Source organism: Rossellomorea sp. H136 (genome assembly GCF_056838065.1).
In genome coordinates this window covers 1,664,422-1,676,945 of sequence record NZ_CM166371.1, presented here as the reverse complement: position 1 = coordinate 1,676,945, position 12,524 = coordinate 1,664,422, and the positions used below count along the sequence as shown (strand labels likewise).

The 12,524-nt window shown below is 43.1% G+C and carries 11 protein-coding genes and 1 pseudogene; 6 read left to right on the top strand and 6 right to left on the bottom strand.

Features of this window, described 5'->3' with window-relative positions:
• Window positions 1-78: 78 nt before the first annotated feature.
• The 3 genes from ACYH0O_RS08465 to ACYH0O_RS08455 all read right to left on the bottom strand — a co-directional run bounded on the left by ACYH0O_RS08465 (window position 79) and on the right by ACYH0O_RS08455 (window position 2,610).
• Window positions 79-450 carry a YisL family protein gene (locus ACYH0O_RS08465; RefSeq protein ID WP_149155160.1) on the bottom strand — a complete coding sequence of 124 codons (372 nt, stop codon included), beginning with the start codon at window positions 448-450 and terminating at the stop codon, window positions 79-81.
• A 70-nt stretch (window positions 451-520) separates the two neighbouring features.
• A complete protein-coding gene (locus tag ACYH0O_RS08460) occupies window positions 521-1,390 on the bottom strand; it encodes a fumarylacetoacetate hydrolase family protein (RefSeq protein ID WP_482631940.1) in 870 nt (289 codons plus the stop codon).
• 32 nt (window positions 1,391-1,422) lie between these two features.
• Window positions 1,423-2,610 (bottom strand): DUF418 domain-containing protein, encoded by a 1,188-nt coding sequence (locus ACYH0O_RS08455; protein WP_482631939.1) that lies wholly within the window; start codon window positions 2,608-2,610, stop codon window positions 1,423-1,425.
• Between the two features lie 130 nt (window positions 2,611-2,740).
• Here ACYH0O_RS08455 and ACYH0O_RS08450 point away from each other — a divergent pair, with 130 nt between their 5' ends.
• From ACYH0O_RS08450 to ACYH0O_RS08425, 6 genes are all read left to right on the top strand, one after another.
• Window positions 2,741-2,962: a spore germination protein gene (locus ACYH0O_RS08450; protein ID WP_138777268.1), complete on the top strand. Its 222-nt coding sequence runs from the start codon at window positions 2,741-2,743 to the stop codon at window positions 2,960-2,962.
• Between the two features lie 12 nt (window positions 2,963-2,974).
• Entirely contained in the window at window positions 2,975-3,202 is a 228-nt protein-coding gene (locus tag ACYH0O_RS08445; RefSeq protein WP_482631938.1) for a spore germination protein GerPB, read from the top strand.
• A gap of 32 nt (window positions 3,203-3,234) precedes the next feature.
• Window positions 3,235-3,864: a spore germination protein GerPC gene (gerPC, locus tag ACYH0O_RS08440; RefSeq protein WP_149155156.1), complete on the top strand. Its 630-nt coding sequence runs from the start codon at window positions 3,235-3,237 to the stop codon at window positions 3,862-3,864.
• Window positions 3,839-4,018 (top strand): spore gernimation protein GerPD, encoded by a 180-nt coding sequence (locus ACYH0O_RS08435; protein WP_149155155.1) that lies wholly within the window; start codon window positions 3,839-3,841, stop codon window positions 4,016-4,018. Before gerPC ends, ACYH0O_RS08435 begins: the two co-directional genes overlap by 26 nt.
• A 5-nt stretch (window positions 4,019-4,023) precedes the next feature.
• The gene (locus ACYH0O_RS08430; protein ID WP_482631937.1) at window positions 4,024-4,428 is read left to right on the top strand and encodes a spore germination protein GerPE; all 405 of its coding nucleotides are present in this window, start codon (window positions 4,024-4,026) and stop codon (window positions 4,426-4,428) included.
• Window positions 4,429-4,525: 97 nt separating this feature from the next.
• Window positions 4,526-4,744: a spore germination protein gene (locus tag ACYH0O_RS08425; protein ID WP_149155153.1), complete on the top strand. Its 219-nt coding sequence runs from the start codon at window positions 4,526-4,528 to the stop codon at window positions 4,742-4,744.
• A 42-nt stretch (window positions 4,745-4,786) separates the two neighbouring features.
• Here the strand turns inward: ACYH0O_RS08425 and ACYH0O_RS08420 are convergent.
• The 3 genes and pseudogenes from ACYH0O_RS08420 to addB form a co-directional block, all read right to left on the bottom strand.
• Window positions 4,787-5,028: pseudogene (locus ACYH0O_RS08420) on the bottom strand (HNH endonuclease).
• Window positions 5,029-5,181: 153 nt separating this feature from the next.
• Complete coding sequence (gene addA / locus ACYH0O_RS08415) at window positions 5,182-8,949, bottom strand: helicase-exonuclease AddAB subunit AddA (RefSeq protein WP_482631936.1); 3,768 nt, start codon at window positions 8,947-8,949, stop codon at window positions 5,182-5,184.
• Complete coding sequence (gene addB, locus ACYH0O_RS08410) at window positions 8,942-12,427, bottom strand: helicase-exonuclease AddAB subunit AddB (protein ID WP_482631935.1); 3,486 nt, start codon at window positions 12,425-12,427, stop codon at window positions 8,942-8,944. The genes addA and addB overlap by 8 nt, the downstream gene beginning before the upstream one ends.
• Window positions 12,428-12,524 lie beyond the last annotated feature (97 nt).

Genomic DNA, 12,524 nt, shown 5'->3' with positions numbered 1-12,524 from the left:
TCCATTCATAAGCCCAAATAGAAAAAAGCAAATGCCTGCCGCTATCCGGCATACATTTGCTTTTTTTCTATTACTTCTCTATCCAAGGAAATTTAAGCCAAGAGGCAAACGCAATCCCAGGTAAAGAACAATGATTAAAGCGATGATCAATTGAATCCAGAACACCCTCGTACTCTTGCCTTTATTCGTACGAACCAAGACCATCTCGAACATCCCGATGACCCAGATTCCAACCAATCCTTTAATGCCATATAGGGCAGGATTAATTCCTTGATGCTTCCAGAATAATAGGGCACCCGTTAAAATAATGAGCAAGTAGAATAACCTTAAGATCATATGTACAACTTTCATGCCTTTTTTCTTTCCTGCATTATGTAACCCAACCGCTACAAAGAAAAGAATAATCGCAATGACCCAAGTTGTAATATGGGCATGTGTATTATCAAACATTATGAACCTCCTATGTAGATAGTTTACGTTCATAATATTACCATAGTCTTTACTACAACAGAAATTTAAACTAGGCCTGTAACTGATTTGTCAAAATTCCCAGAGATTCAATTTCGATCTCCACTCTGTCACCCTTCTTCAGGAAAAGCGGAGGCTTGAAGCCTTTTCCAACTCCAGCCGGTGTTCCGGTAGCAATGATATCACCAGGCTCAAGTGTCATCCCCTTTGATAATGTCGAAATGATGGTGGGAATGTTGAATATCATTTCACTTGTGTTCGAAGACTGACGTATTTCGTCATTTACCCTCGTCGTGATTTCCAGATTCTGCGGGTCGACGATTTCATCCTTCGTGACAAGATACGGACCGATCGGACATGTAGTATCCAGGCTTTTACCGATAAAAAATTGGCCATGCTTTTTCTGCAGGTCCCTGGCGGTTATATCATTGAGTATCGTGTATCCAAATACGTACTCCAAGGCGTCTTCCAGGGAAACCCCTTTCCCTTTCTTGCCAATCACGACAGCAAGCTCCCCTTCATAATCAAGCTGCTCCGTCATTTCACCATGATGCAACACCATTTCTCCATGACCGACTACGGTATTGGTGGCTTTAGTGAAGATCATGATGTCTTTAGGGATATCCTGTTCGCTGCCCATTTCAATGGCATGATCACGATAATTTTTTCCCACACACATAATATTCCTCTTCACTCTCGGAAGAGGTGACAGCCACTTTATCTCATCATGTGAATAAGAGCGGGGTACTATCGAATCGTCCTGGAGAACATTTTTCACCTTATGAAGAAAGCCTTCCCCTTCTTCTACCCCGTCAAGTAAATCCTTAGATAAACCGTCAAAACAGGCCAATTCTAGGATTCTTCCATCTCGTTCTACACCATACGTCTGTCTATCCCCAATCTGAAAGCTAACAAATTTCATTCCTTACTCATCTCCTTCATTTGATATGGAAACTATAACTCTCTTTGTTTAACCACAGTGCTTCTTCCATAGCTAAATACACGCCACAACTTCTCAACAGGACCGTATTTAAACTTGGATAACCAAATCTCTGATAAGATGACTTGAATGACATAAATCCCAACCGCCAGCAAAGTCCCCGTCGTTAACGTCACTTCCCCGTAGAGTCCAAATCCATAAGAATAGAATATCAGGGTGCCGATGATCGATTGCATTAGGTAGTTCGTCAAGGACATTTTCCCTACTGAGGCTAAAGGCTTGCTCCCTTTCATGATTTTTTCATTCAACAATAATAATGAAAGGATTATTGCATAAGATACTGATAAGAACGGACCTCCCAAAAAGTCTTGAATATATGCATATGCAAAATTGGACTGGATGAATAATGGCATTGATTTAATGAAAATCCCAATCGCCAAAGTACAGCTTCCTATTACAATCCATGTCTTCTTATAATCTCTTACCTTTTCCAAGAGTTGCAGTTTACTGGCCCCTGCCCCGATCATCATCATTGGTAAGATAGAAAGTAATAAGAATATGAGGTTACCTGGTGAATTCACCGCATACCAGTCCTGAAAACGCTGCTCCATAATACTGCTGAAGCTTCCGGATGCATAAGCGGCAACTGAATTCTGCAGCGACTGGATATCAGTAAACTGGGTTACACCAGTCGGATCTGCGAATGTCATTAATACGAGCAGAATACTGAAAAATAATTGAGGCAGCAGAAATAATAATCCCCCTAACCACAATAATCCCTTTCCAGACAGCCTCATAAATACGAGCAGCAGCAGCCCGAATACGGCATAATTAATTAAGATATCTCCCGACCAAATAAGAAAAGCATGAATGCAGCCAATCACTAATAAGATAAGAAGCCTTCTGATTCCAAATAGATAGAAAGACGTTCCTTTAGCAGTTGCCCTTTGCTGCTGAATGCCTAACCCATACCCAAACATCATGGCGAACAGAGGATAGAAGCTTGCTTGGACCAATACATCAATCCATGGATACAAGGCGACATCTTCAGGCGTTTTCCACCAAGAATACGGATCAAGATACAGAAATGGTGAATGAAAGGAAATCATGTTGATGATAAAGATCCCAAGCAATGAAAAGCCCCGGATCACATCAAGACTTACAATACGTTCTGAATGCTCAATTGGCGATAATGTGTTCATGTACAGTTCCTCCGAAAAAATATTCTCTTTTCCATTCTAACTCTAAATATGAAATTAGGCGATTATCACCTATTCGTTCCTTTCACATAGAATAACAATAATTAACTTTGTCTTAAAGGTGTGAGTTGATATGCCCGCAATCGTAGGAATTGCTCAAGTCGTAAGCGTCGGTTCAAGTGCCGTCTTCCATATTGGAGATGTATTTAACATTAGTCCAATTTCCACAGCCAAGACCTTCGCAGGGGCAGGTTCGTTCATTACAGGAAAGGGGATTTCAGTCTACAATGAAAGCTCCTTGACCTATACCGTGGACGATGATGGAATGGATCAAGGAATAAACTTTAACCTATGAGTGTGATGCCGAATGACGAATTATAATGTTCAACAATCCATACAGATTCAATTTATTAAAATCGGGGGGATGTCCAATTCTTCCATCCTTCAGATTGGAACATGCGGTCAAATCACAACAAATAACTTTCTTTATAATACAGGGGGCTTCACGGAGCCTGCTCCAGAAGCGGAGAAAAACGGTAATGGAGAACCACCTCCCTCTGTAACCCCCCTCGTTCCCCTGCAAACGCCAAGTTAACCTAAATCGCGACAAAAGAAAGAGGTGGCAGTATGAACAATTACTATATGACCCCACAACAACTTTATCAGTATATCGAGATGTTGAACACGAAAATTGTCGCGTTGGAAAAAAAAGTGAATGAGCTGTCACAAGAGGTAATAACACTAAGAGATGCTCCGAAAATCAACGTTGAAAGAATCGAATATAAATTTGATCAACTCAAAGTAGAATCTCTTGATGGCACCTTGAATATTGGATTAAATCCAAATAACTTAAAAGAAACCATAGAGGATCTGGCCGTCGAGCAAAATGTGGATGTCAATTCAATAAAGGACATCAAGCCCTATAAAGAAAGGATTACTGCAGAAATTAAAGCGTATATCGATTCAGAATTACCAAGCCTTATTCAGGATAATGAAATGCAATTTAAGCGGTCACTGGATCCGTCTTACTACGAAATGATCCAGCAGGATTTATTGAACCAGATGCCACAAAGAATCGATTTCTATTTACAGAACATCCCCTATATTGAGTCAAAAGACCAAGAAGGAGAATGGGAACGGAAAATCATCAGCAAAATCAAAAAGGATATCGAAACGGCCCTCTTCTCCTTTATGTCACAAATCCCAAATAATATGGAAGGAATGAAGAACAATGAACCTCCAGGTCATCAATCGTGAACTTTCAGTTGGAAATATTGATATTGCAGGGGTGGCGAGTTCTTCCCTCGTGCTTGTTGGAGATGCTGATATCATTCAATTGGCATCTGCCTTCGACACCCCCCCTGAGTCCCTGATCATCGGCCCATTTGTCCCTCTGTCCCCTGAAGGATAAATCATATGAAACGATATTCCATCGTAAACAAGCTTGATGGTATCACTCTGGCCTTTAGTTCGGTTTATCAAATTGGTGATTCCCAAAATATTTGTGCTCGCTCAAAGGCTTTTGCAGTACAACGTGAAAAAGAATTTTTCCTGACGAGTGAGGGAAGCTTCGATTCAGATGTATTCCAAAATCCGATCGAACTGCCTGCAATCAATCCCGACATTCGGGTAAGCCGTCTCAACCTTTGTCCCATCAAGGTCGACAACATGAACATCCGAGCGACCTCCTCTTCTTCCATTATTCATTTAGGGAATACTTGCAATGCATATATGGAAGCAAGGGTGAAAAATATCAGGCAGTTGGAAAATAAAGAAGATGACACTCCTCAAACATTTGAAACGATCGATGAACTAGATTGATGCGCGGTGTTTTTTTCTGTTCAAGGCTGACCGAAGAACCTTCCCTGTAAGTTCACATAGGCTAACCATATAGACAAATAAAAAGAGGATGTTGATTATGCCCGCTTTAGTAGGTCCTGTCGCTATTCTTAACGTTGGTGGAGGAAATGTTCAGTTTGGAGATACGGCCGTTATTTCACCTAAGTCAGCAACCAAGACATTCGGTGGCGCCGGTGGCTTTAATACTGGTCCATTTCAGTTAAGCTACAATGTCTTCAGCGTAAGTACCACGTTTGATTGCAATGTCGTGGATCAACCAATCACCGGAAATAACTAAAAAACAAAAAGCCCTTATGCGGCTTTTTGTTTTTTGATTTCCTTATCGTTTCTTTCGACGTTCGATACTTTTCTTTGTCTTCACCAATTTAGTGGAGGGCTGCTTTCGGATCCACTTCATGAACTTATGAATCTTTCATCCCCCCTCAAGTTTTCGATGGTGTTCAATCTTACTTCCAATTCGTCATTTGTATAGAGTGAATGAATTTGCTTATGAAACGGAATACAAAGTTGTGCTGTAGGAAGGAAGGTTCCCCCAACCTCTTTAGGTCTCAGGTGATGAATCGTAGTTTCTACATTTTGCCGGGAGCATAATTCACAGGTACCTCGTTTTTTTACTCATCTTAAGCCCTTCCTGAATGTGTTTAATATAAATATTCCCTATTATTATCACTTTAAAAACCACTCTGAAGACAAGTGCTTCAAAGTGGTTATTCTTTATAGTTTCAACACATGCCCTCCATCAAAAAAGTAAAGATACTTTTCAGACACCGTTTCTTTCCAAATCGATTCCAGTGCACGTGTATATAATTCAATTTGCACTCTATAACGCTCTTCAAGTATCGGTCTTGCTCCTCTAAAACCATCCTTATATCGATCGTGGATGCCATCCGTTTTGTAATCCAACAGCACAATTCCCAATTCATCCCGGAATACACAGTCAATGACCCCTTGAACGAGGATCGTTTCTTCCGGGGCACCCTCTCCTGTTTCCGATATTTCACTCAGAGGGACACTCATGCTGAATGGAATTTCCCGTTGGATATTCGCCGCCTGAACCAAACGCTTCCCAAGGTCGCTTTGGAAGAATCCAACGATGTTGTCTAACGTTATTGCTCTTTCCTGTTCTTCCGTCAGGATTTCTTTATACACTAACGTCGATAACAACTCTTTTACATCTTCTTCTGCAGGTACACCATCCGCAAAAGAAATATGCTGCATGACTGTGTGCATGGCTGTTCCTCTTTCAGCAGGAGACAGCTCTTTTGACTGCATGAATTGTGGGCGATTGTACACAGGCTTTTGATGGCGCCGCAAAATATCGATACTGGATGCTTCATCCCTTATTTCCACCATTCGCTTCAGCTCAGAAACCGATTGCTTCGAGCGAAGGTTTGTAGCACTCAGATGTGGATACTTCCACGACAATCGGTGCAATACCTCTTCTTTATGAATGGACTCTATTTCCACTTCCCCACCGCTCTTCACTTGCTCTTTCCAATTGTCATCTTCACTCATTGACTCATCGTCTTCTGCACCCAGCTCAGACTTTTGAATCATCGTGATATGAAAGCAAGAAGGATGCTTTAGAATCTCTTCATTGATCCCACTTCCTTCTAAAACCACATCTTCACCAAGCTCTCCACAATGAGGGTGTCGCATGAGGGACGGACCTATCCAATCAAGATATGAACTTGCCCCGGCCCGCTCATAGTCAGATAACAACCATTCTGTCTGACCTAAAGCTCCCCGCCATTTCTTAAGTGACTTCTCTAAGCTTTTCACAGTTCCCACTAAGAATAGCTTCTCTTTTGCACGGGTTAACGCCACATAGAGTACCCGCATTTCCTCTGAGATGGACTCCATGCGCTTCTTCCGCTTAAATGCCAGTTGGGGAAGAGATGGATAACTGATTCGCTTCCCTGGGTCTGTATACTTTGTAGCAAAACCCAAATCTTTATCTAATAAATAGGAAGCGTTCAAATCCATGAGATTGAATTGCTTCGATGTGCCAGCGACAAAGACAACCGGGAACTCAAGCCCTTTACTGGAGTGAATCGTCATTAAGCGGACTACATCCTCCTGCTCGCTGAGAGCTCTCGCTACCCCGAGGTCATCGCCTCTTTCCCTCATCCGATCAATGAATCGCAGGAAGCGGAATAAACCTCTAAAGGACGTTGATTCGTATTGGCGGGCACGGTCGTATAGTGCCCGAAGGTTTGCCTGACGCTGTTTCCCGCCGGCCATTCCTCCGACATAATCATAGAATCTAGTGTCCCGATACAATTGCCAAATCAGCTCCGTAACCGATCCTTGTCTAGCCTTTGTCCGCCAGTTTTGCATGTGATACAGAAACACTTTGACCTTTTCAAATGTTTCTTCTTCACGTGCGTTACTTGGTTTTTCACTTGCAAATTTCTTCAAGGCTTCGTAATACGTTCCTGCTCTCGAATGAATCCGAATGCTTGCAAGACCCTGCTCGTCCAGCCCAACAATCGGTGAACGAAGAACCGATGCCAGGGGGATATCCTGATACGGATTGTCAATCACTTTCAGCAGTGAAAGCATAATCGCGATCTCGGTTGCTTCAAAATAACCAGTAGACAGATTTGCATAAATCGGAATTCCTTGCCGTTTGAATTCTTCCATAATTTCTGCCGCCCAAGGCATAGAACGAAGCAAAATCACAATATCTTTGTATTGAATGGGACGCTCTGTCTTCGTTTTGGCATCATAGATCGGTGTACGCTCTTCAATCATGGCCTTCACTTTATTTGCCATGTAGCGGGCTTCGAGCACGGATTTCTCAATATCGCCCTCATCAAAAATGGACAACTCCTCTTCATCACCACCCGATGAAGTTTCCTCTGATTCCTGATTAATGATCGCTACTTCGATCGGATACTCTTTCTCTTCCGGGTAGGGAGCACCCTTCACCAGCTCTGCTTCCCGGTTATATTCCATCTCACCAACCGAAGACCCCATGATTTGCTTAAATAAAAAGTTGGTTCCCTCTAACACCTCTTTCCGGCTTCTGAAGTTTTGAGATAGATCGATCTTCAATCCCGCTTCTCCGCTTACAGGAAGAAAGCGGGTATACTTTCCTAAAAACAAATTCGGCTCTGCCAATCGGAAGCGATAGATGGATTGCTTTACATCTCCTACCATAAAACGGTTCCCTACTTCTTCTCGTTCTTCAGTAATGAGAAGAAGAATCGATTCCTGAACCATATTCGTATCCTGATACTCGTCGACCAGTACTTCTTTGAATTTCTTTTTATATTGCTTTGCAGCTTCTGAAGGAAGTAAAGCATCTGATGAAGGGTCTCTTAAAATATCGAGACAAAAATGCTCTAAATCGGCAAAGTCAACAAGTCCCTTTTCCTCTTTCACTTGTCGGAAACGTTTGCCGAATTCCACCACCACTTCTGCCAGGGTATGAATCACGTCTCTCATTTTCTTCATATCCTCAAGGAATGACTCCGGTCTTCTTGAGAAAAAATCTTCCTGCAGTTTTTCTAACGTTTTCTTCCCTTGATCCCGAAGCTTTTTCGCTTCATCAACGATATCCTTGTTATAGTCATCCCCTCGACAAGCTTTTAACTTTGTAAAGGGTAAGGTTTGAATCGTTTCATATAAAGCATTCCATGAAATGTGCCGGCTTTCTTCAAGGCTCTCGACAATCTCTATATCGTTTAGAAAGTTTTCAGCTCTTGGACCCGGACCTCCAGGAACCCGTGTCAGATCCAATGCACGCTGAAACAAGCTTTTCGCCCCATGAAGCTGTAAGCGAATATCTGTATGGAGCGGCTGAATGAAAGAAAGGTGATCGATCTCTACACCTTCTTGGATGTCATACATCTCTTCCAGCCCTCTCAGCCATTCGTCCGGGTTCGGGTGAGAGCGTGAAAAGTCATACAGCTTACGGATCATATCCTGAAGGGCACCGTCACTTCTATCATTGGTAAATGTATCTACCAGTGTATAGAAATCATGATTGCCTTCTTTTCCGTATTCCTCTTCAAACAGCTCATCAAGCACTTCATCACGCAGCAGATCCCCTTCTGTTTCATCGGCAATCCGAAAACCCGGGTCAATGTCGATGAGATAATAATATTTACGAATCACTTCAAGGCAAAAAGAGTGAAGAGTCGAAATGGTAGCACGGTTCAGTAAGCTCAGCTGTTTTCTTAAATGATGGGAATGGGGATCCTCATCAATCGCCTTTTCCAACGCCTGCCCGATCCGATGTCTCATCTCAGCGGCAGATGCATTGGTAAAGGTTACTACCAATAGTTCATCCACATCCATTCTGTCTTCTTCAGAAAGGATTTTCTGAATGATCCTCTCTACAAGAACTGCAGTCTTCCCTGATCCTGCAGCAGCTGCTACGAGAATGTCCTGACCTTTCGCCCAAATCGCCTTCCACTGATCATCTGTCCATGTAACATGATCAGGCTTTGCCGGAATCGTACCTTTACTCATTGGACTCAGCCTCCTCTCTCAATGTCCTTAATAGATCTTCTGGTTTTGCCGTCGGGAGCACTCTGTACTCGTTTTCTTCAAGTGATTGGTCGAATTGACAAACGGAACGGAACGAACAGAACTGACATGGTGTACGGTCCTTTAGCTTGTAAGGAGTAATATTGGTCTCACCTGAAACAATCCGGTTCCCTGAAGCTTGATATAGTTTTCTCACATGCTGACGCATATAGTGAAAGTCTTCTGTTGAAGCAGCTTTTGACCGGGAGGATAATGATCCATCCTTCTTGACCCCTGCCGAGATGATATCTGAGTTGCCCGTATCTAACGTTTGATCCATTAACCGAACGATGTCAGAGTCACCCAGAACGAGTCCCTTCATCTTAAAACTCTTAAAGATTTCCTTTTCAATCTGATCCATTGTCAAGATTTTCTTACTATTGATCATAGGATTATGAACGTGGAAATAGAGTACGCCCGCAGGCTTTGCTTCTTTCCCGACAAATTGCTTAGAGTTCGTTAACACAATATCTAAATACGTCAGCATCTGAAGTGCCAATCCGTAGTACACTTCCGTCATATCCAAATCTCTTGCACTCGATTTGTAATCGACAATCCTTAGGTATACTCCGCTTGCATCTTCTGCTTTGTCTACCCGGTCGATCCTTCCCTGTAATTCCATTTTCGTTCCATTTCTCAGCTGGAACTGGAACGGAGGCAGGGTCGCTTGCGGTCCAAATCCAAGCTCCACCCCTACAGGAACAAATCCACTCGCCTTCGCATGCTCACTGAGAATCAGGCTCGCACGGCTTATGATTTGCTCAAGCTTCTGAGCGATATAATAATGGCGGTTTGAGCTTAATAGAATCTGGTGCTGAAGCTTCGGTGCGAGCATCAAGACGGCTTCTTTAGCAAGCTTGAGACACTGAGCTTTTGATAAGGATGCCCAGGTCAGACCATGACGCTCTACTTCTTCTGATATCCATTTAAGAGCGGAATGGAACATTTCCCCAATATCCGGTGCCTCCAGTTTAAAGAAATCCCGCTCTCTAAGCTTCAACCCATGACTGGCAAAATGAGAAAACGGACAACTATGGAACAGCTCCATTCGGGATACGCTCGCTAAAATATGGTCACCATACAGATCCCTGCTCGTATCCTCAGAAAGCTGATTCGCCCGATTCTGGTAGAATAGACTGGATAGAATATGCTGTGCATGCCATTTCCAATCGTTTGACGTTGCATAGAAGTTATACACATCCCACCAGAAGTCATAGATCGGATATTCGCGCTTCTTTAACTGTAATTGCGACGTTAAATGAGAAATTGTCACATTGGGATGACAAACGTAGTGCAGCTGTTCTTCTTCAGAAAGCTCGGATGGTTCATTAATAAGAAGCTTCGTAAATGCATCCGGGAACATTTCATTCAGCCTTTTTATGAAAGAGGATGGCAATAACGCTTTTCCTTCTTCATTGGCAATCGGATAGCTGATGAATAAGCGTTCACTCGGGGTCGTAAAGGCTTTATACGCCACAAACTCCTCGTCCAACAGCTTCGTCCTGTTACTGGGAGATATCTTGAAGCCCCTGTTGATCAACGATTCACGGTCTTCATCTGACAGGACTCCGTCTTCATTCATTTTTGCCGGAAGAACCCCATCATTCACTCCAATAATAAATGCTGCTTTAATGGCACCAAGCCTTGATTTCTCCAGATCAGCTATTATGACTTGATCAATGGCAGGGGGAACTAACGAGAATTGCATCGTTTCCATACCCGCATCGAGGATCGATGAGAATTTCTTCATCGTTGTTTCCTCATCACCGAGCATTTCTACATATTGATCAAGTAAGTCCATTACAGCTGACCACGCTTGATCGTGCTCTCTTGCCGCAATCAAGTCGCCTTTTTCTTCTGCTTCAATACGCATACGTTCAAGCTTAGCCGGAATATCCAACTCTTCCAGATACAGATAGAGAGTTTCACAGAATTCCCGTCCCGTGGATTGCTTTTTCAATCGTTTTCCAAGACGTATGATCGGCGCAGAAATAAATAAACGAAGCTCATTGATTTCATGCTCGAGTTCCTTTTCACGGTCGGTTTGTGGTGCGTCCACATGCTCAAGACCACGGAAGCGACGGTATTTCCAGCGATCTTTCTTCGTCCAGCGATCGCCTTTGATCCCGTAAGCCAGCACATAGTTCTCCAATCGGTCCATTTTTTCCCGTAAATCGGTTGGATTTTTTTGATAAGGAAACAACAGGTCTGTTTTTACCGCCCTGAATACAGGCTCATATCTCCAGTTCGTGTTCATGATTTCCAGAGTCGAACGGATCAACTCAATCAGAGGGTGATTTAACATTGTCCGCTTCTGATCAAGGAAAAATGGAATACTATAATCTTGAAATATCGTTTCGACCTTATCACGGTAGTCCTGGCTGTTTCGAACCAGCACCGCTATATCCTTGTACCGATATCCCTTTTCCCGGGCAAGCTTCCGTATTTCCCTTGCTATCCCTTCGACCTCTGCCCGGCGATTAGAGGCTTCCAGAAACTCAATGGAACCTTTTGCTTCTTCGCATGGAACAGTTGGCCGGTCCTCAAAATGACGTTCGAGATGCAGCATCGTGTCATTATGATAGCGAATCCGATTCACTAACACCTCTTCTTCTATGGACTTCCCCGCACCATTGCTTATATCCTGAAGAGTATGGTACGTTTCGTTCGTCATCCGATATAAGCTCAACTCGTTCATCGCGCCCATTTGCTGCTCCGGATCGGTTGTCAGTGCAACCGTCACTGTCTTACTATGCTGAATGAGCTGATCGATTATCTGATATTCCTGGGGCGTGAAGCTATGAAAGCCGTCTATGTAAATCTCTGCATCTCTAAGAAGCTCAGAGTTTTTCACATTATCAGCCAACAGCTGAAAGTAGTCTTCTGAATCAATGTATTTGCCGAGGAGCTTTTCCTCGAATTTCTCATAAATCAATTCAAGATCATGAAGCTTATCCTTCAACACCTTCGAACCCAGCTCATCTTCCCCATCAAGTTGCCCGAGATCCTGAGGCGAAATACAATAGCGCTTGAATTCCGTCAACATGGATTCTACATGATGAATGAAACCCGGCTTATCCGCGGCCTTCGAGAAAATATGGAGACGATCTTTATTTTCGTCGATAATCTTCCTAATCATCATATTTAAGCCGACATCTGATAGATGGTAGCGGCTCATTCCGCCCGTTTCCTGCAGAATCTTCCACGCGAGCCGGGTGAAACTGAACACTTGTCCACGAATCATCCCATTTAATCCGGGTGTGTTAACAAGATCGTATTCCGATATAAATGACATCTGATCCGGTACGATATAGATGATGGGATCCCCATTCGGCTCTTCCAATAAGCTCTGCTTCATCTCATCTAATATGCGATGGGTTTTCCCCGTACCAGAGCGCCCGAGAATAAAACGTACAGCCATCCTCTCACTCCCTTTCTTATACTAATCTATTGTAACCATGAGGCAGGTTGAATTTTTGTATAGGTTCATTATAGTACACAGGAACAAATCTTTCCCG

Excerpts from the sequence above, each read along its gene's own strand:
- ACYH0O_RS08465 (WP_149155160.1), bottom strand. The coding sequence starts at position 450 with ATGTTTGATAATACACATGCCCATATTACAACTTGGGTCATTGCGATT.
- ACYH0O_RS08460 (WP_482631940.1), bottom strand. The coding sequence starts at position 1,390 with ATGAAATTTGTTAGCTTTCAGATTGGGGATAGACAGACGTATGGTGTA.
- ACYH0O_RS08455 (WP_482631939.1), bottom strand. The coding sequence starts at position 2,610 with ATGAACACATTATCGCCAATTGAGCATTCAGAACGTATTGTAAGTCTT.
- ACYH0O_RS08450 (WP_138777268.1), top strand. The coding sequence starts at position 2,741 with ATGCCCGCAATCGTAGGAATTGCTCAAGTCGTAAGCGTCGGTTCAAGT.
- ACYH0O_RS08445 (WP_482631938.1), top strand. The coding sequence starts at position 2,975 with ATGACGAATTATAATGTTCAACAATCCATACAGATTCAATTTATTAAA.
- gerPC (WP_149155156.1), top strand. The coding sequence starts at position 3,235 with ATGAACAATTACTATATGACCCCACAACAACTTTATCAGTATATCGAG.
- ACYH0O_RS08435 (WP_149155155.1), top strand. The coding sequence starts at position 3,839 with ATGAACCTCCAGGTCATCAATCGTGAACTTTCAGTTGGAAATATTGAT.
- ACYH0O_RS08430 (WP_482631937.1), top strand. The coding sequence starts at position 4,024 with ATGAAACGATATTCCATCGTAAACAAGCTTGATGGTATCACTCTGGCC.
- ACYH0O_RS08425 (WP_149155153.1), top strand. The coding sequence starts at position 4,526 with ATGCCCGCTTTAGTAGGTCCTGTCGCTATTCTTAACGTTGGTGGAGGA.
- addA (WP_482631936.1), bottom strand. The coding sequence starts at position 8,949 with ATGAGTAAAGGTACGATTCCGGCAAAGCCTGATCATGTTACATGGACA.
- addB (WP_482631935.1), bottom strand. The coding sequence starts at position 12,427 with ATGGCTGTACGTTTTATTCTCGGGCGCTCTGGTACGGGGAAAACCCAT.